This window comes from Hylemonella sp. P2_B10 (assembly GCF_056404875.1).
The window spans coordinates 1-17,374 of the sequence record NZ_JBFUDE010000006.1; the positions used below are offsets into that span (position 1 = coordinate 1).

The window sequence follows — 17,374 nt, forward strand, 5'->3', positions numbered from 1 at the left end:
CCGACGCCATTGGCGGCGTGCAGGCCTACTACACCCTGAACAGCTACAAGGGCGGCGGCATCAAGGTGGAAACCATGCAACCGCAGCGATCCGGCGGTGGTGCGACCAAGGCCCTGGGGCTGATCGGCGGTCTTGGCGATCTGGATTCGCAAGGCTGGAATGTCTACGCCGCCTTCGATGTGCAAAAGCGCGACGTGCTGTTGCGTGAGGCACGCCCGGAGCTGACCGACGGCTCCGCCCTCACCCAGCTGGGCATCAGCACCGCGCCGGGCCTGGGCGCCAACGCCACGCCAGGCAATTTCACCGACCCGACCAACCCGACGTCATCGCAGCGCACCGTGCGCTGGAACCCGATGTACGCCTCCGGTTGCTTGGCCCCCTACTCGGTGCCCAGCACATCGGGCGGCCGTCAGACCTGTTTCCTGGATGCCAACACGCAGTACACGGCCTTCAACAACAAGAACGACATCCTCAACTTCTACGCGCAGGGCAAGCTGCAGCTTGGCGCCGATCACCTGCTGACGGCCGAGTTCAACCACAGCAAGTTCAGCGTCGACCAGTACAACAACCCCGCTGCGCCTACCGTGCGCCTGACCAACACCCACCCCTACTACCCGGGCAACGGCATCGTGCCGGCCGTGCCGGGCCTGAACCTTGCCGGGCGCCCCATCGATGTGCTGTGGTCGGTGGCCGACGCCGGCCCGCGCATCCGTGACGACATCCACACCAATGACCGCTTCGTCCTCACCCTGGAGGGCGGCGTCGCCGGCTGGGACTACCGCGCGGGCTTCAACATGGGCCGCTCCCAACGCGACACCCAGGCCGGCTCCGGCTGGCTGCGCGTGAGCGGCATTGCCACCGTGCAGGGCACGGCGACCACGCTCTACTTGGACCCCAAGCTCAACCCCTTTGGCCTGCAAAACGCCGCCGGCCTGGCCGTGCTGGCCGCCGCGGCGATCGATGGGCAGACCCTGCGCCTGCACAAGGCCGAGAACACCAGCCTGGACGCCACCTTCACCCGCTCACTGATGAAGCTGGCCGGTGGCGAACTGGTGCTGGCCGCGGGCGCCGAGGTGCGCCGCGACACCTGGGAGGCGGTCGGGCTGGCCAGCAACGACCTGTCGCCGGCGCTGAACCGCCAGATCGACCTGCTGGGCGGCGACAACATCTCCAGCGGCGCCAACTCCAGCACCAGCACCAAGATCGGCCGCAACATCACGTCGCTGTACGCCGAGCTTGACGCCCCGGTCCTCAAGGACGTCACGCTGAATGCCTCGATACGAGGTGACAAGTACAACGACCTGGGCGAGACAACCGTGAACCCCAAGATCAGCGCGCGCTGGACGCCGGTGAGCAACCTGGTGCTGCGCGCATCGGCCAACACCGGTTACCGCGCACCCAGCCTGCCCGAGATCTACACCAAGGAAACCGAGCGCACGTCGATCCCGGTCTTCAACGACCCGCTGCTGTGCCCCTCCATCAATGGCGTGCCCACAGCCAAGGCAGGCTATGCGCCTGAGCTGGTGTGCAGCCTCACCGGCTACAACCAGATCACCAAGGTGCCGAACAACGCCGGCGTCAGGCCCGAAACCTCGCGCAGCATGACCTTCGGCCTGGGTTTCGAGCCGGTCAAGAACCTGACCATGACGGCGGATTACTGGCGCACCGAGATCAACAACGTCATCGGCAACCGCGCCATCGACTACATCCTGGCCAACCCGTCGGTCTACCCCAACCTGTTCCTGCGCAATGCCGACGGCACGCTGGGCGTGCTGAGCGCCTCGGGCTCCAGGGACGCGGTGATCAACACGCCCGCCAACCTGGGCTCCCTGCGCGGCGCGGGCATTGACTTCAGCATGAAGTACACCGCCCCGAAGCAACCCTGGGGCACGCTGTCGGGCGGCATCGATGTGGCTTACCTGACCCAATGGGATGCCCGCTCCGAAGGCGTGAACAACGGCAACTGGGTGTCGGCCCTGGGCTTTTACAACGATGTGGTGCCGGTGAACCCGAACGCGGGCCTGTCCAACGCCACGCGCGGTCTGAACAACCGCTGGCGCCACACGGCCCAGGTGGCCTGGCAGACCCCGGCGTGGCTGGTGCAGCTGTCGCAGCGCTACCAGAGCAAGATCGTTGACCAGAACCTGCCGGCGGTCATTGGCACGAATGCCCCGCGCGACGTTGCGGCCTACTCACAGTACAACCTGCTGATCAAGTACACCGGCATCAAGAACGTGGGCCTGTCGCTGGGCATCAGCAACCTGTTCAACGTGCAGCCACCACTGACCAACCACAACGCCTACCGCGGCTACCTGACCAGCGTTGCCGACGTGCTGGGCCGCTCCTACGTGCTGTCGGCAGACTACAGGTTCTGACACTGGGCCGGCAAGCTGCCGGCGCCAGGTTGTTCGACAAAGGTTTCGTGATGTAGAAGGGTTTAGGCCGGGGTGACCCGGCCTTTTTTTCCTGCCTCAGGAACGCGGCTCACCCCTGGCGTTGACCGTCAGGGTGGCACCCGGTGCCGTGGTCATCTGCACGCTGTGCATCTGGCCGCGAAAGACGTAGTTCACGTCCCAGTAGGCCGGCCGCGCCTGTGCGGGTGTGGTGGCGCAACGCTGCACGTTTTGCGTCTGCAACGACGTGCCGGCATCACTGCGGCCGGCGTTGGCACCAATCATGGCACCCGCGACCGCGCCACCGGCGGTGGCCAGGTCCTTGCCGGTGCCGCCACCCACCTGGTGCCCCAGCACGCCACCGATCAGTGCGCCGGCAAGGGCGCCGCCCACATTGGGCTCGCTGCGGTTTTGCTGCACCACCTGTTCGCGCTCCACCCAGCAACGCTGTTCGGGTGTGCCCATCACGGCCCGCACCGAAGTGACGTTGGCTTCAAACAGCTGCTCATCCGGGCGGCGGCGGTTGTCGTACACCGCAGCCGGCGGCGGGGGCGCATAGCGCCTGTCGTCCAAGCGCACATCCGGGGCCAGTTCACGCACCGAGGAAACGCGGTCGTTCATGCCCATGGAAGCCAGGTCCGGGTAGCGGCCCGGGCGCAGCATGATGCAGCGGCCGCCAAAGCGCACGTCGTCGCAGGCTTCCCAGCGGTCGCCCAGCACCACCACCGACGAGGCGCGGTCGTTGAAGCCGAAGCGGCGCAGGTCTTCCACCGGGCGGTCGGCGGTGAAGCTGCGGCCGCCAAAGTTCTCATGCTCATAGAAGATGACCTGGGGCATCACCGCAGGAGGTGCAATGGCCACCGGCGCCGGTGCATAGCGGCGCTCGTCAATCGGCCGGCGGCCCTCCACCACGCGCACCGAATTGATGCGGTCATTCAGGCCCAGCGCACGCAGCGACGGGTAGCGCCCCGGGCGCAGCACCACGCAGCGACCGCCGAAACGCACGTCGTCGCAAACCTCCCAGCGCTCGCCCGACTGCACCACGACCGACGAGGCCCGGTCGTTGAAACCATAGCGCTCCAGATTGCCTATCCGGCGGTCGGTGGTGAAGCTCTGCCCGCCGAAGTTTTCGCGCTCGTAGAAGGTGACTTGGGCCGCCGCGTGGCCGGCCAGCACCAGCGCGCAAAGCGCCAGTGAACTCTTGAATGCTGTGATCATGGTGATCTCCTTATGGTTGTCTTGTGACCCTTGCTCAACGCGGCCCACCGGTGTGGGATGACCTGCCGCGCACATAGCGGGTAACAAGAGGTTTCGATCCAGTGCCGACAGACACTTCGCCGATTGCTTGGCAAACACAAGCTTGCTCACTGTGCGTTGGCTTGTCTGTGCGGCAGCGTACTTGGCAGCGTGTGCAAGCACACCGGCAACGCCACTGGCCCGGCCAACCAGCCTAAAACGACCCGTGCAAGTCGGTGATGCCGACGTCCAGCCCGAGTTGGGACAACAGCGTGGTGACCTGGCCCCGGTGGTGGGCCTGGTGGTTGAACATGTGGACGACGAAGGCGGCCCGCTGCACCGTGCGCGGCGCCCCATCCACCTGGCTTGCAAACGTGCGCTGCTCCGCCAGCCAGGCCGGTGTGACGTTGGCCGCCCATGCCGTGATGCGCGCGTCCAGCTCGGCGCGCGCGGACTGCAGCGCCGCAAAGGACGCAAACGTGCGCTCCTGCTCGCTCTGGATGGGGTGGCCACTCCAGGCCGCAAGGAAGCGCTCGTCGGCATCCGCCAGGTGGCTGAGCGTCAGGAAGATGGACTTGAAGAACGCGCCCCTGTCCTTGCGCAATTCTTCTTCGGACAGTGAGGCGCAGCAGGCGTACAGCCGCTCATTGAACCACTGGTTGTAGTTCGCCAGGGTGCGCGCGTAGCTGGGGTCAATCATGGCCAAGGGGTCAGCACTGCTTGGGCAATGTCTTGGCCGCAAGCCGGTCGGGCAACACGCGCGCGATCAGGTCGGTATCGCAATACTCTTCATAGCGGCTGATCTTGCCGTCCCTGAAGTGGATCACGAAGGCGTAGTCGTTGTCGTAGCGCTGGCCGTCGCGCGTGAGGTTGCTGCCCCGGGCCTGCAGCACGATGACGTCGCCACCGTCGATCAGCCGCGTGGGAATGGTGGCGCGCTCGACCAGCACCCGGTTCAGCGGGCGGAAGATCTCGTCGATGATGGTCTGCTTGCCGACGAACTCGCCGCTCCACGAGCCCTGGCCAATGGTGCGCCACACGATGTCGTCATGGCAGGCGTCCCAAAAGGGCGCGCCATTGCCCTTGGCGACTTCGTCAAAGATGGTCGAGACAAGCTGTGCGTTGGGGGACAGGGGGGTCATGGTTCGTCTCCAAAGGGTGAGGCCGTCAGCCACTACTGTATCCGCCGCCGCAGCATGTAAAAAGCCCGCCGAAGCGGGCTTTCAGGCCGGCGCTGGCGCGCTCAGCGCTTGCTGGCTGCGCGTCGGCGGCGGGCCAAGCCCACACCGGCCAGGCCCAGGCCCACCAGCGCCAGCGAGGCGGGCTCGGGCACAGTGGCGTCGAGTTCAAAGTTGTAGTCGCCCACGTTGCGACCGATGTTGAAGGTGATGCCGTCTGTGAACACCGACATCGCGCCGTCCACATTGGGAATGGAGCCCCAGTCCACCTCGATGCCGATGACCATGGCGTCCACCAGGTCCACCGTGCCGCCGGTGCCGGTGCAGATGTCGCCCCAGGCGTCCAGCGTCTGGCGCCGGTCGTCAAAGCTCTGGCCGTACACCGAGTTCGAGCAGTTCAACCCTGCCTGGCCCTTGCCGCCCACGCGGAAGAAGAAGTCGCCGCTGTCCATGTCCAGCGCTTGGGTATGCCAGTTGCCGTCGCCGGCCCCGTTGACATAGAAACCCAGCGAACCGTCGCTGCGGCCAGACTGGCCGGAGTTGGTCAAGCCACTCACCAGCAGGCGGATGGTCGGGCTGGTGGCCGGCGGCGAGCCCACCGGCAGCATGTAGCTGTAGCTGAACGACGAACTGCCGTCCAGCAAGCTGCCGAAGGTGACGGACGAGGCGCCGAATAAGTAAGCCGCAGCCGGCTGCTGGGTGCCGGCCTGGTTGATGGTGAACTGCAGCGAGCCGTTGCCGGCATACGGCTGCGCACCCGTGATGGTCGCCGGCGAGGGGATGCCTGAGCTTTTGAAGTCCCCGAGCGTCCAACCCTGCAGGTTCGTCGGTGTCACGATCAAGGGTGCCGCCGCGACATGCGCCGACAGCACCAGGCCGCCAAGAACGGCCACCAGCTTGGAAAGACGACCCGCACCCAATTGACTTGTCATATGCACTTCTCCATGAAGAATTGTTGTTTGCCTGATAGGTTTTTGGATCCTTAGCACCCCGTGCTATCGCCCCAAGCGTATGCATGCAAGAGTGGTGCCTCGCTTGTTACATATCTTATAAGCGCCTGATTTGTAATAAGTTTTTTCGCAATCCCGCAATCCACCGAGGCCGGAAAACTTGCCACGTGTAAGTGCCTTCGACAGCCCCGAAAGGGGCATGGGGCAAACCCGCAAGCCAGGGCTTGGTCCTCCTTCTCCTTGGCAATTGCACCTGCTCCTGCCAGGGCGCATACTCAGCCATCGACGACCAAAGCGGTCTATATCAAATTAGGCACCATGAACGTCTCTCTGGTCGCGTTCGAGGTCTCGATTGGAGGAGTCGGTGCCCACGCCTTCGCGGCAAAGTCAAATCGGCAAGCCATTGCCAGGGAAAACTGTTGGGTTCGCCGCCCGCACAATGGCCCGGCTGACTCAGCCTTGGAAGGCGACGTTCAGGCGCCTGAGCGTCAAGACAAAGGTCACGCTGGGCGTGACGCTGTTCTTTCTGCTGTCGCTCACCCTGGTCTCCGTTGTTCAGTTCTACCATGTCAAGGACGAGCTGAAGACGGTGCTTGCCGAACAGCAGCACGCGTTCGTGGCCCGGATCGCCGACGACCTTGATCAGAAGTTGTTGAGCAATCTCAATTTGCTCGTGGTGGGCGCCAAGACCATTTCACCCGGGATGAACAAAGATGTCGGCAGCCTGGAGGCCTGGGCGGCCCAGCGCGTTGGCCTACGCTCCGTCTTTGACGACATTCTCATCATTTCGACAGCGGGTGCCGTGCTGGCGGATGCGCCAGCGCTGGGCCGGCACGGGGTTGACGTGACCGACCGCGACTACTTCAAAACCACGCTGGCAACAGGCAAGCCCACCATCTCCAAACCGTTCCTGGGCAAGACCTTGAAGCAGCCCGTCATTGCCTTTGCGGCGCCGGTTCTTGACCAGCACGGCGGCGTGGTCGCCGTCCTGGTTGGCACGCTCAACCTGCTGAAGCCGAACTTCCTTGGCAAGCTGGCCCACGCCAAGGTGGGCAAGACCGGCGCATTCAAGGTGTTCACCCGCGATCGCACCATTGTCATGACCCCAAGCAAACTCGGCTTGCTGACACAAGGGCCGGCGCCGGGGGAATCACCGTATTTTGACCGCGCAGTTTCAGGCGCGGATGGTTCGGAAGAGGTCGGCAACAAGCGCGGCCTGCATGCCATCTACAGCTACGCCCAGCTCAAAGCAGTGCCTTGGGTGCTGGTTGCGTCCTTGCCAATTGAGGAAGCCTACGAGCCCATTGCGTCGGCCCGGCAACACATCATGCAGACCACCCTGCTGTTGGGCCTGCTGGTGGCGCTGCTGGTTTGGCTTACCATGCGGCGCCTGTACGACCCCATGCAAGTCGCCTTGCGTGAGCGCGAGGCAGGCTTGCAGCACGCGCAGGCCATAGCCAAGCTGGCCCACGTCATCACGACGCCCGACGGGGGTTTTGAGAGCTGGTCCGACACGCTGCCCAAGTTGCTGGGCATCGCACCGGAGCAAATGCCCACCAGCACCCGCCAGTGGCTCTCCCACCTGCACCCTGACGACCGGGCGCAGTTTCGCGCCAGGAGCCTGCAAGCTGGCGCCAGCCGCCAGCGCACCGACCAACACTACCGGCTGCAGCGGCCCGATGGCACCGCCATCGATGTGGCCCAAGTCATGGAGCCGCTTGACCAGCCGGGCACGGACGGGCGCTCGCGCTGGTTCAACACGCTGCAGGACGTCACGGAACAAAAACGCGCCGAAGCCAAGATCAAGCGGCTGAACCGCGTGCACGCCGTGCTGAGCGGCATCAACACGCTGATCGTGCGTGTGCGTGACCGCGACGAGCTGTTTCAAGAGGCCTGCCGCATCGCGGTAGAGCACGGCCAGTTCAAGGCCACCATGGTCAGCCTCGTCGATGCTGGCGCTCAAAAGCTCAGGGTGGTTGCCTCGGTTGGCCTCAGCACAGAGTTTCTTGCCAGCCACAAAGACGGCTTTTCATTGAGGGAAGACGCACCCCAGCGCAATACCATTGTTGGGCAAGTGATGAGAGACAAGCGGCCCATCGCCTCCAACGATGTGCAAAACGACCCCAGGTCTGCATTTGCCAAGGAATGTGCGGCGTCCGGCATCTTTTCAACCGCCGTGTTGCCGTTGATCGTCGCAGGCGAGGTCACTGGTGTGTTCACCTTGCTGGCGGGCGAGCCCGGCTACTTTGACGACGAGGAAATGCTGCTGTTGCAGGAGCTGGCCGGCGACATCTCGTTCGCGCTGGACCACATTGCCAAGGAGGAGCGGCTGAGTTACCTGGCCTACTACGATGTGCTCACAGGTCTGGCTAACCGCGCCTTGTTCCTGGCGCGCCTGGAAGAACGCCTGCTCAACGCCAAAGCCACGCAAAGCCTGCTGTCGGTCACGGTGCTCGACATTGAGCGGCTGAAGCCCATCAACGACGCATTCGGAAGATCGGCTGGCGACCAGTTTCTGTTGCAGGTGGCAGACCGCTTGACCCGTCACCGTGGCGACCCGACCCGGCTGGCCCACATCAGTTCCGAAACATTCGCCGTGGTGTCCGCCGACGTGCAGAACGAAGCTGAAGTGGGGCGGCTGACCGAACTCAAGCTCGGCGCGTGTTTTGGCGCGCCATTCCTGATCAATGGGCAGGAGTTGACCGTGCCTGGCAGGGCCGGCATCGCGATGTTTCCGCAGGACGGGGACAGCGCGGAAACCCTGTTGCGCTGCGCCGAGTCCGCCCTCAAGCGGGCCAAGGAAAGCGGCGACAGGTACCTGTTCTTCGAGGCCAGGATGACCGAGCGCATCGCCGAAGGGCTGGCCATGGAGAACGAGTTGCGCCAGGCACTGGACAGGGAAGAATTTGTGCTGCACTACCAGCCCAAGGTGCAGCTGGGCAGCCTGCACATCGTGGGCGTGGAGGCGCTGATCCGCTGGAACAGCCCCACGCGGGGGCTGGTGTCCCCGGTGCATTTCATCCCCCTGCTGGAAGAGACCGGCCTGATCCTGCAGGTTGGCGCCTGGGCGCTGCAGCGGGCCACCCATGACCACCGGCGCTGGGTTGAGCTGGGCTTGGCCGCGCCACGCGTGGCGGTGAATGTGTCGGCGATCCAGCTCAGGCGGGATGACTTTGTGGGCGTCGTCCAACGCGCCATCAGTGCGGGCCCGGCACCCACCGGCATCGACCTGGAGGTGACGGAAAGCCTGCTGATGGAGGACATTGAAACCAGCGCAGCGAAGCTGACCGCCTTGCGCGAACTCGGCATGGGCATCTCGCTGGACGATTTTGGCACCGGCTACTCCTCATTGGCCTACCTGGCCAAGCTGCCGCTGGAATCGCTGAAGATAGACCGCTCATTCGTCATCGCCATGCAGGAGGACGAGGACACCATGACGCTGGTGCGCACCATCATCTCCATGGCGCACGCGCTGCGCCTGACGGTGGTTGCCGAAGGGGTGGAGACGCAGCAGCAGGCCGACGTGCTGACCCAGCTGGGCTGCGACCAGATGCAGGGCTACTGGTTCAGCAAGCCGGTTGCCTTTGACAAGCTGACGATCTTGTTGCAGCAGGCCGTGACAGCCTAGCGTTTCCAAAAAACAACCCACGGTGCATGAATCTGCGGGACACTGCTGACTCGGGGATACACAACTAAACGGTTTCAGAGCGGCATGAGCCGCCGTTGGGACAACGATGCTGCACAACCTGCCGAAAGAGCACTGGGTGTTCATGTCGACCGAGCGCGCCGGTCAGCGCGAGGCCCGGCTGGCCCTGGCCGCCGTGCTGGTGTCGGCCCTGGTCTTTGTGGCGGCTGCGCCGCTCGCCAAACTGCCGTTGGCACAGGTGCCCGCGTTCATTCCGGCGTATGTGTCTTCGCTGGTGCTGTGCGACCTGATCACGGCGGTGCTGCTGTTCGGCCAGTTCAGCGTGCTGCGCTCCACCGGGCTGTTGGTGCTGGCGGGCGGCTACCTTTTTTCCGCCTCCATCACGCTGGCCTATGCGCTGATCTTTCCCGGCTTGTTCTGGTCGCCCGAGGCATCCGGCGCCGGGCCGCAAACGTCATCCGCCATGTACATGTTCTGGCACAGCGGCTTTCCGCTGTTTGTCATCGCCTATGCGTGGCTGAAAGGCAAGAAAAGGAATGAGGCAATTGCGCTGGCTGACCAAACGACCGGCTCGGGTTTCACCATCAGTGCCGTGGTGGGTGGGGTGCTGGCGGTGGTGCTGGGCTGCACCCTGTTCGCCTTGCAGGGGCAGGCGCTGATTCCGACATTCATCGACGGCAACCAGACCACCGCTCTGGGCCGCGGGGTGCTGGCGGCCATCTGGGTGCTGAGTGCCGTGGCGCTGCTGGTGCTGTGGCGCAAGAAGCCGCATTCCGTGCTCGATGTGTGGCTGCTGGTGGTGATGTGCGTGTGGCTGTGCGACATTGGCCTGGCGGCCATTTTGAACACCGGGCGCTATGACCTGGGGTGGTACGTGGGGCGCATCTACGGCCTGCTGGCGGCAAGCTTCCTGCTCATCGTGCTGCTGGTCGAGCACGGCCGGCAATACGCCCGCTTGGTGCAGGTGTCCGTTGAGCTGAACACGGCCAACCAGGCGCTGGCGACACTGTCCCGGCGCGACGGGTTGACCGGGCTTTTCAACCGCCGCTTTCTGGACGAATACCTGGACGGCCAGATCGCCCTGGCCAGGCGCCAGAAGGACGTGGTGGCCCTGATCCTGCTCGACGTGGACCATTTCAAGCTGTACAACGACCACTATGGACACACGGGTGGGGACGAGTGCCTGCGGCAGGTGGCGGCGGCGCTGCAAGCCTGCTGCCAGCGGCCGGCCGACATGGTGGCCCGCTATGGCGGCGAAGAGTTTGCAGTGGTGCTGCCTGACACGGATCTGGACGGTGCGCTTCAGGTGGCCAGGGCCATCCGGGAGGCCGTGGGCAACCTGAAGCTTGCGCACGCCACGTCCCCCACGGCTGCCTGCGTCAGCATCAGCGCCGGCGTGGCCGTCATTCCCGCAGACGCCGGCATGAGCGCACTGCAACTGCTTGCATCGGCAGACCAGGCCCTGTACGACGCGAAGAACCTGGGCCGCAACCGCGTGGCCTTGGCCCCCCAAACCGCAGCCGCAACTGGAGCGCCGGCTTGATGTCGCGTCACTTCCCCCCCTGCCGCCACAAGAAGTCAATCGTGCCGGCTTTGGTCATTTTCTGAAGTTCACGGTCCAGAGGAATCAGCAGGTCTCTGTTCTTTTCATGCAGAAAGTGATAGATGGGGACCGAGCTCAACGCGGGAAGTGCCATGACGCCTTTGAGTTCTTCCTGCCTGTCCGTTGGCAACAAAGGCAGCAGCCTTTGGAGCTCACCCCGGGGAGCGATGACCACATCAACCCTTTGGAGGACAAGCATTTGAAACAGCGACTCGAAGGACGTGGCCTTCGAACTGACGAAGTCGCCAAGATGGGCATCCGTCATCCGGTCGCCAAACTTCGCTCCGACCTTCAGTTTGGAGGCCTTCAAGGCACTCCATGACGAGGCATCGCTGCCCACTGGTCGCAAGACATACGGCACAACCTCGACGGTGCCAATGGGGGTGGGCACGCGCAGCAACCGGGGAAAATCCAACTCCACACTCTGGGTGCGTCCCAAGTCCCCGTCATACGCACCTGAACTTGCCAGCATCAGAGATCGCTCAAGCGGGAGGGGGATGATGTCGATCTGGATGTTCAGACTGCGATAAGCCACGTCAAGAACCTGCTTGGCCGGTTTGACGAGTTGATCGGTCTCTTGCACCGTGGTGAGCCGCAAGACCCTGGCCGCATCGGCAGCAGCAGCGGGCCAACTGAAGCAAGCTGCAGCAAGCACGCTCGCAGCGATACACAGTTTCGACAATGTCCTGATGCCATGCATGAACGTATTTGAAACCGAAACTTGCGTGATCCGAGCCGGCGTGCGGTCATACCGGCACGTCATCTTTATGAAAAATGAGAATAAAGATGTCGAATTATTCAATTACGAGTTATAATACGTGCTGAGGTCACCGCGCATACAACCATGCAACGCTGACCCCCAAGGCCCGACAAGAGATGTCTCCTGCAAACGGGCCTGGCTTCCTTCGACGCATGTCGACCACGCTGAACTGCTGAGCTGCAGCCAGCCGATTCCCTGAGTTGCTCACGCACCCCCACCCCATTTCCGCGGAATCCTCCGAGAGACCGCTTCTCCCGCGCTGCATCGGCACCTTATCGCCCTGCACGCTTTTTCTGAAAGGCTCTGACATGAGCAGCAAAATTTACGTGGGCAACCTGCCCTACTCCGTCACCGACGCTACCCTGCAAAGCAACTTTGCTGAATTCGGCGACGTGACCTCTGCCAAGGTGATGATGGACCGCGACACCGGCCGTTCCAAGGGCTTCGGCTTTGTTGAAATGGGCTCCGCCGATTTCGCACAAGCCGCCATCAACGGCCTGCACGGCCAATCCGTCGATGGCCGCTCCATCGTCGTCAACCTGGCTCGCCCCAAGGAAGACCGCAGCAGCTCCGGCGGCTACGGCGGTGGCGGCGGTGGTGGTGGTTACGGCGGTGGCCGCAACTACTGATCCACGGATCAGTTAGCGAAAGAAGCCGGCTCTTGCAGCCGGCTTTTTTCATGGTCAACGCGGCCCCACCAGGCGCTGCACGATGCGGCGTGTGACAGGTGCTGCCACCAGCACCAGCGGGAAGGCGATCAGCCAGGCCACCAGCCACCCGCCCATCCACAGCGCGGCGAAGTCTGGCCGCCAACCCACCGCGCGCACCGTGGAGATCGCAGACACCACCAGCGACATCAGCCCCGACAGGATGAAGCCAAACAACACCGGTGCAAACCGCGCGGGCAACATCACGCCACCGCCTCTTCGTCTTGCTCGGCCATGCGTGCCACCACGCTGGCGAAGTTCTTGCCAAAGGCTTCGGCGGTGCGCACATCGCCAGGCGCAAAGGTTTGTGCGCCATTCGAGTGGCCGGCCTGCGCCATCATGCCGGTCCACGAGCCCAGGCGGTTCAGCGCCTGCTCGTAGGGCACACCGCTGGCCTGCTCCGGCAGGAAGGGGTTGCCCACCCAGATCATGCCGTGCTGCATGGAGAAGGTGAACATGGACAGCAGTGTCGACTGCTTGTCGCCCGACGGCAGCGCCGACACCGTGAAACCCGACGCCAGCTTGCCCTTGAGCTGTTGCGTGCGCCACAGCCGGCCCGTGGCGTCCATGAAGGTCTTGAACGGGCCGCTCACGCCACCCAGGTAGGTGGGCGAACCCCAGACGAAGCCGTCAAACTCAAGCAGCGCATCGGGGTTGCCGGTCAACGCATCGGCCTGCAGCAGGCTGACTTCGGTGTCGGGCACGGCTTGCGCCCCGATCACCACGTGGCGGGCAAAGTGCGCGGTGTTGCCGTGTCCGCTGTGGTAGATGACTGCGATCTTTTTCATGGTGAATGACTCCTGTAAATGGGATTGAATGGGGTTGAGCGAAACCGGGCCTCAGGCCCAGATGGAAGTGGCCAGGGCCGCGACATACAGGCCCAGGCCGAACACGGTGTGGTTGGCCAGGCTCTTCAGGCAGTTGCGCAGCGGCGTCTTGGTGCGCGACGACGCCACGCCCGCACCCATGGCCGGCTGCATGACGAACAGCGGCAGCACCACCGTGACCATGCCCACCGCCAAAGCCGGCACCAGGCTGGGCGCATGCAGCCACGCCCGGCCGGCCAGCGCCACCAACAGCGCCGCAAAGGCGATGCCGGTGGCGTAGTGGATAGCCCAGCCCAAGGCCGCCTCGCCCCGCACGGGCGACGCCTTGGCGATGCCGTTGTGCGCCCACTGGCCAGCGGGCATGTGGCCCACCCAGCGGCCAACCAGGGCGAAGTTGAGCGTGGGCACGTCCAGCGTCTTGAGCAGCATCAGCCACATGTCCATCAAGACGGTTGCGCCTACGCCAATGGCGATCACGCGGGGAATGGTTGGGTCAAAGAGGATCATGGGTGCCTTTCAGGTGGACTGAGCGATGTGTTGAAGCTAATATACAAATTCAAGTCAACTTGAGGTCAACAGGTTTTTTGTAACATGGACATTTCCGAAGTCGCCAAACGCTCAGGCCTGCCGGCATCGACGCTGCGCTACTACGAAGAGCGCGGGTTGATCACCTCAGTCGGCCGCCACGGCTTGAAGCGGCTCTTTGAGCCCGCCGTGCTGGAGCAGCTGTCCCTCATCGCACTGGGCCAGGCTGCGGGCTTTTCGCTGGACGAGATTTCGCGCGTTTTCACGCCGGGCAAGCGGCCCGTCATCGACCGCAAGATGCTGCAGGCCAAGGCCGATCAGGTGGACGCCACCATCAAGCGGCTGCGCGCCATGAGCAACAGCCTGAAGCACGCCGTCAAGTGCCCGGCGCCGAGTCACATGGAATGCCCTTCGTTTCGGCGGCTGCTGAAGGCGGCGACGGCGGGGACGCTGGAGGAGTTGCAGGCGGGGGCGGCCGGAAAGAATTCTGCGCGGTAGGGCAGGTGCCTCGACACACCGCTCAGCAGCCACAGCCAACATCGACCATGGCCCCTTGAAAACTGTATATTTATACAGTATAAACAGGCATTGAGGTTTTCATGGCAAACAAACCTCTTCTATAGCACTTAGTGATATATTTAACCGAGTGACAACCCATGGTGCGTGTTTTCAAAACGCGGCAATTCGACAAATGGGCCGGCAAAGAAGCCTTGTCTGACCAAGTCTTGATGCAAGCCGTGGCCGAGATGGAAAGCGGTCTTGTCGATGCCCACCTGGGTGGCCACGTGGTGAAGAAACGCGTGGCGCTCCCTGGTCGCGGCAAGCGCGGCGGCGCACGCACCCTGCTGGCTTATCGGGTGGGTGAGCGCGCCTTCTTTGTGTATGGCTTCGCCAAGAACGAACGCGACAACGTGAACGACCTGGAACTGCAAGCCTTGAAGCAATTAGCGGCCATTCACTTGGCGCTGACCCATGAACAACTGGCGCATGCATTGCGCGAAGGCAAATTGACAGAGGTGAACCATGGCCACCAGCCGGCTGCTGAAGACCCTGCACGATAGCGCGAAAGACCTCGCGGACATCGGGCTGCTGGACGCGCAGACCATGCGCGAGTTCGACATCGCCTGCCTGCCGCCCGTCAAGGACTACACGGCCGACGAGATCAAGTCCCTGAGGCTGAGCTGCCGGGCCAGCCAGGCCGTGTTTGCGGCCTACCTGAACACCAGCCCGTCCACCGTGCAGAAATGGGAGCGCGGCGACAAGCACCCCAACGGCCCGTCGCTGAAGCTGTTGAACCTGGTGGAGCGCAAGGGGTTGGAAGTGTTGGCGTGATGCGTGCTCTGCTTGAAAAACAAGGGAGGAACCATGGGTAGCAAACTGACGTGGAAACTATCGCTCGCGCTGCTCATCGCCGCGCCGGGCGCGGTGTTGGCCGGCCCCTTTGGGCTCGACATGGGCCAGAGCTATGAGCAGCTGGCCAGGCAGATGCCGCTGCAAAAGGGCTCGTTCCCCGGCGCCTACAGGACGCCCTCGGTGCCCAAGGCGCACCCGGACTTTGGCACTTACCAGCTGGTCATCATGCCCGGGCCCGGCCTGTGCAAGATCATGGCCGCCGGCAAACCCATCGCCACCAGCAGCTATGGCCGTGAAGTGATGGAGCAGTTTGGCAAGCTCGAAGCAGCGCTGGCCGACAAATACGGCGCCGCAGAGCGCCAGGACGTGCTGCTGGACGGCAGCATCTGGAAAGAACCCCGCGACTGGACTATGGCCATGCTGAAGAAAGAGCGCGCGCTGGCAGCCTATTGGGGCATGAACGGCGAGCCCCTGCCGGACAACCTGGCCACGATCAGCATCGAAACGACGATGATCAACCAGGCACAGGCCTATCTGATGCTGACCTACGAATTCAAGAACGCCAAGGTGTGCTACGAGGCGATACGGAGCCAGAAGAATTCGGCGCTTTAGGGCGGGGGCTGGGTTCAGCTGCGCAGCCACTGCCACTATCAATGCAGATCGACTCTTCGCGCCAATCCGTCACCTCACCGGTTGTGGATTTTCAGCACCACAGGTCTGCCGCGCAATAGCCTAAGGTCAGAACGTGTGATGAAAGGCGATGCTCAACTCCACGCGCACCCCAGCCGGCAACCCGAATCTCCCCGCTATGCCAGCCTTGGCCCAGGCGCCCTCCCACAAGATGATGGCGGCAGCAGAGACTGACGCCTCGTCATCCTGCGCGGCCTTCACCACAGCCGCCTCGCTACCGAATATGGCAAACAGCACATTCCACGCACGAGACTGCACACCCAGCGTTTGCGCAGACGTCAGCGGTTCACCGGTGCGCTGCGTCACCTTGATGTGGTAACTCAGCGGTGCGTCGTGGTCCGTCAATTCGTCATCGGGTTCATCGTCCAGGTTCATTGCGCTTCTCCGCTTCGTTGTCGATTGTGGGCCAGGCGCTGTCTACCAGGCACCACCAAGTCTGCCTGTAGTGGTCCATCTTGCTTTTACTGCCGCTGCTCCGTGGCACATGTTCCGTGCCGGTCACCGAAAGCCACATGCCCTGCACACGGCCCACGCGAACGTGATACAGCAACGGCAGCAAGCCTTGCCCCTCAGTGCCGAGGAGATCCGCACGGAGGATAGGCGGTCCATTGCTACCATCCTGAAAGGGCATGACCTCCAAAACACCCCATATGGGGCCGTCTGGCCGAGGCAACTTGTTGCCCTTGAAGCGTGATCGATAAACAGCGCATTTCACTGTTTAAATATACAGTATTATCGCGTGCAATTGCAACCTCACAATACGCCCATGTGTGCCAATTACCTTGCCTACTTCGACCTCGGCGGCCTGGAGGATGAGTTCGGCGCCACCGGCGACGCCGGCAGCGCGGACGGCGACACCTGGCCGATGGGCCTGGGGCCATTCATTCGGTTGAGCGAGTCCGGCAAACGCATCGTAGAGCGCGGCCACTTCGGCCTGTTGCCCCATTTCGCCAAGGAGATCGCCTATGGCCGCAAGACCTACAACGCCCGCAGCGAAACCATCGCCACCCTGGCCAGCTTCAGAGAATCTTGGGAAAAGAGCCGCCGCTGCATCATCCCCGCAGAGCTGATCTACGAACCCAAGTACGACATGTTTGGCCAGAACCCGGTGCGCTGGCGCATCAGCTTTCCGGAAGGCAAGCCCATGGCCATCGCCGGCATCTACCGCGTGTGGCGAGACCCTGCGGGCCTGCCGCGCAACTCATTCACCATGATCACCGTCAACGCGGACACGCATCCGGTGATGTCGCAGTTTCACAAGCCCGACGACGAAAAGCGCATGGTGGTGATGCTGACGAAAGACCAGTATGACGGCTGGCTGACCTGCTCGCCCGACGAGGCCAAGGGCTACTTCCAGCAATACCAAGGCGAACTGGTCACCGCGCCGGCACCGCTGCCACCGCGCAAGAAGAAAGACCCGGCTGAGGCAAAACCAAAGGCACCGCGGGCGAAGAAGCCGCCGCCAGCGCCACCGGTGATTGAAGACCCGGGCTTGTTTTAGCGGCT

At 63.3% G+C, this 17,374-nt stretch carries 18 protein-coding genes; 9 read left to right on the forward strand and 9 right to left on the reverse strand.

Annotated features, from left to right (window positions below; genetic code table 11):
• On the forward strand, window positions 1-2,375 hold a 2,375-nt coding region (locus AC1DX2_RS22790), incomplete at its 5' end, for a TonB-dependent receptor domain-containing protein (RefSeq protein WP_477198716.1).
• 96 nt (window positions 2,376-2,471) lie between these two features.
• Here AC1DX2_RS22790 and AC1DX2_RS22795 read toward each other — a convergent pair.
• The 4 genes from AC1DX2_RS22795 to AC1DX2_RS22810 all read right to left on the reverse strand — a co-directional run bounded on the left by AC1DX2_RS22795 (window position 2,472) and on the right by AC1DX2_RS22810 (window position 5,739).
• A complete protein-coding gene (locus tag AC1DX2_RS22795) occupies window positions 2,472-3,611 on the reverse strand; it encodes a beta/gamma crystallin-related protein (RefSeq protein WP_477198717.1) in 1,140 nt (379 codons plus the stop codon).
• Between the two features lie 232 nt (window positions 3,612-3,843).
• Complete coding sequence (locus AC1DX2_RS22800; protein ID WP_477199040.1) at window positions 3,844-4,329, reverse strand: DinB family protein; 486 nt, start codon at window positions 4,327-4,329, stop codon at window positions 3,844-3,846.
• 10 nt (window positions 4,330-4,339) lie between these two features.
• Entirely contained in the window at window positions 4,340-4,771 is a 432-nt protein-coding gene (locus tag AC1DX2_RS22805) for a nuclear transport factor 2 family protein (RefSeq protein WP_477198718.1), read from the reverse strand.
• 101 nt (window positions 4,772-4,872) lie between these two features.
• On the reverse strand, window positions 4,873-5,739 hold the full coding sequence (locus AC1DX2_RS22810; protein ID WP_477198719.1) for a PEP-CTERM sorting domain-containing protein: 867 nt from the start codon (window positions 5,737-5,739) through the stop codon (window positions 4,873-4,875).
• 529 nt (window positions 5,740-6,268) lie between these two features.
• Here AC1DX2_RS22810 and AC1DX2_RS22815 point away from each other — a divergent pair.
• Window positions 6,269-9,385 (forward strand): EAL domain-containing protein, encoded by a 3,117-nt coding sequence (locus AC1DX2_RS22815; RefSeq protein WP_477198720.1) that lies wholly within the window; start codon window positions 6,269-6,271, stop codon window positions 9,383-9,385.
• Between the two features lie 106 nt (window positions 9,386-9,491).
• Window positions 9,492-10,946 carry a sensor domain-containing diguanylate cyclase gene (locus AC1DX2_RS22820; RefSeq protein ID WP_477198721.1) on the forward strand — a complete coding sequence of 485 codons (1,455 nt, stop codon included), beginning with the start codon at window positions 9,492-9,494 and terminating at the stop codon, window positions 10,944-10,946.
• 7 nt (window positions 10,947-10,953) lie between these two features.
• On the opposite strand, the gene AC1DX2_RS22825 is transcribed toward AC1DX2_RS22820, so the two are convergent.
• A complete protein-coding gene (locus AC1DX2_RS22825; protein ID WP_477198722.1) occupies window positions 10,954-11,808 on the reverse strand; it encodes a hypothetical protein in 855 nt (284 codons plus the stop codon).
• A 266-nt stretch (window positions 11,809-12,074) separates the two neighbouring features.
• Between AC1DX2_RS22825 and AC1DX2_RS22830 the strand changes: the two genes are divergently transcribed.
• A complete protein-coding gene (locus AC1DX2_RS22830) occupies window positions 12,075-12,395 on the forward strand; it encodes an RNA recognition motif domain-containing protein (RefSeq protein ID WP_477198723.1) in 321 nt (106 codons plus the stop codon).
• Window positions 12,396-12,449: 54 nt separating this feature from the next.
• Here the strand turns inward: AC1DX2_RS22830 and AC1DX2_RS22835 are convergent, their stop codons facing one another.
• From AC1DX2_RS22835 to AC1DX2_RS22845, 3 genes are read right to left on the reverse strand one after another with little or no spacing between them, the layout of a single operon-like run.
• A complete protein-coding gene (locus AC1DX2_RS22835; protein ID WP_477199041.1) occupies window positions 12,450-12,677 on the reverse strand; it encodes a DUF2798 domain-containing protein in 228 nt (75 codons plus the stop codon).
• Window positions 12,677-13,261, reverse strand: a complete 585-nt coding sequence (locus AC1DX2_RS22840; protein ID WP_477198724.1) for a flavodoxin family protein — start codon at window positions 13,259-13,261, stop codon at window positions 12,677-12,679. Before AC1DX2_RS22840 ends, AC1DX2_RS22835 begins: the two co-directional genes overlap by 1 nt.
• A gap of 51 nt (window positions 13,262-13,312) precedes the next feature.
• Window positions 13,313-13,807, reverse strand: a complete 495-nt coding sequence (locus AC1DX2_RS22845) for a DUF2938 domain-containing protein (RefSeq protein ID WP_477198725.1) — start codon at window positions 13,805-13,807, stop codon at window positions 13,313-13,315.
• Window positions 13,808-13,891: 84 nt separating this feature from the next.
• Between AC1DX2_RS22845 and AC1DX2_RS22850 the strand changes: the two genes are divergently transcribed.
• The 4 genes from AC1DX2_RS22850 (at window position 13,892) to AC1DX2_RS22865 (ending at window position 15,790) form a co-directional block, all read left to right on the forward strand.
• Window positions 13,892-14,323 (forward strand): helix-turn-helix domain-containing protein, encoded by a 432-nt coding sequence (locus AC1DX2_RS22850; protein ID WP_477198726.1) that lies wholly within the window; start codon window positions 13,892-13,894, stop codon window positions 14,321-14,323.
• Between the two features lie 158 nt (window positions 14,324-14,481).
• Window positions 14,482-14,886 carry a type II toxin-antitoxin system RelE/ParE family toxin gene (locus AC1DX2_RS22855; protein WP_477198727.1) on the forward strand — a complete coding sequence of 135 codons (405 nt, stop codon included), beginning with the start codon at window positions 14,482-14,484 and terminating at the stop codon, window positions 14,884-14,886.
• Window positions 14,849-15,157, forward strand: a complete 309-nt coding sequence (locus tag AC1DX2_RS22860) for a helix-turn-helix domain-containing protein (RefSeq protein ID WP_477198728.1) — start codon at window positions 14,849-14,851, stop codon at window positions 15,155-15,157. The genes AC1DX2_RS22855 and AC1DX2_RS22860 overlap by 38 nt, the downstream gene beginning before the upstream one ends.
• A 33-nt stretch (window positions 15,158-15,190) precedes the next feature.
• Complete coding sequence (locus tag AC1DX2_RS22865; RefSeq protein WP_477198729.1) at window positions 15,191-15,790, forward strand: hypothetical protein; 600 nt, start codon at window positions 15,191-15,193, stop codon at window positions 15,788-15,790.
• A gap of 126 nt (window positions 15,791-15,916) precedes the next feature.
• On the opposite strand, the gene AC1DX2_RS22870 is transcribed toward AC1DX2_RS22865, so the two are convergent.
• The gene (locus AC1DX2_RS22870; RefSeq protein WP_477198730.1) at window positions 15,917-16,243 is read right to left on the reverse strand and encodes a hypothetical protein; all 327 of its coding nucleotides are present in this window, start codon (window positions 16,241-16,243) and stop codon (window positions 15,917-15,919) included.
• A 391-nt stretch (window positions 16,244-16,634) separates the two neighbouring features.
• Between AC1DX2_RS22870 and AC1DX2_RS22875 the strand changes: the two genes are divergently transcribed.
• Window positions 16,635-17,369, forward strand: a complete 735-nt coding sequence (locus AC1DX2_RS22875; RefSeq protein WP_477198731.1) for an SOS response-associated peptidase — start codon at window positions 16,635-16,637, stop codon at window positions 17,367-17,369.
• Window positions 17,370-17,374: the final 5 nt, after the last annotated feature.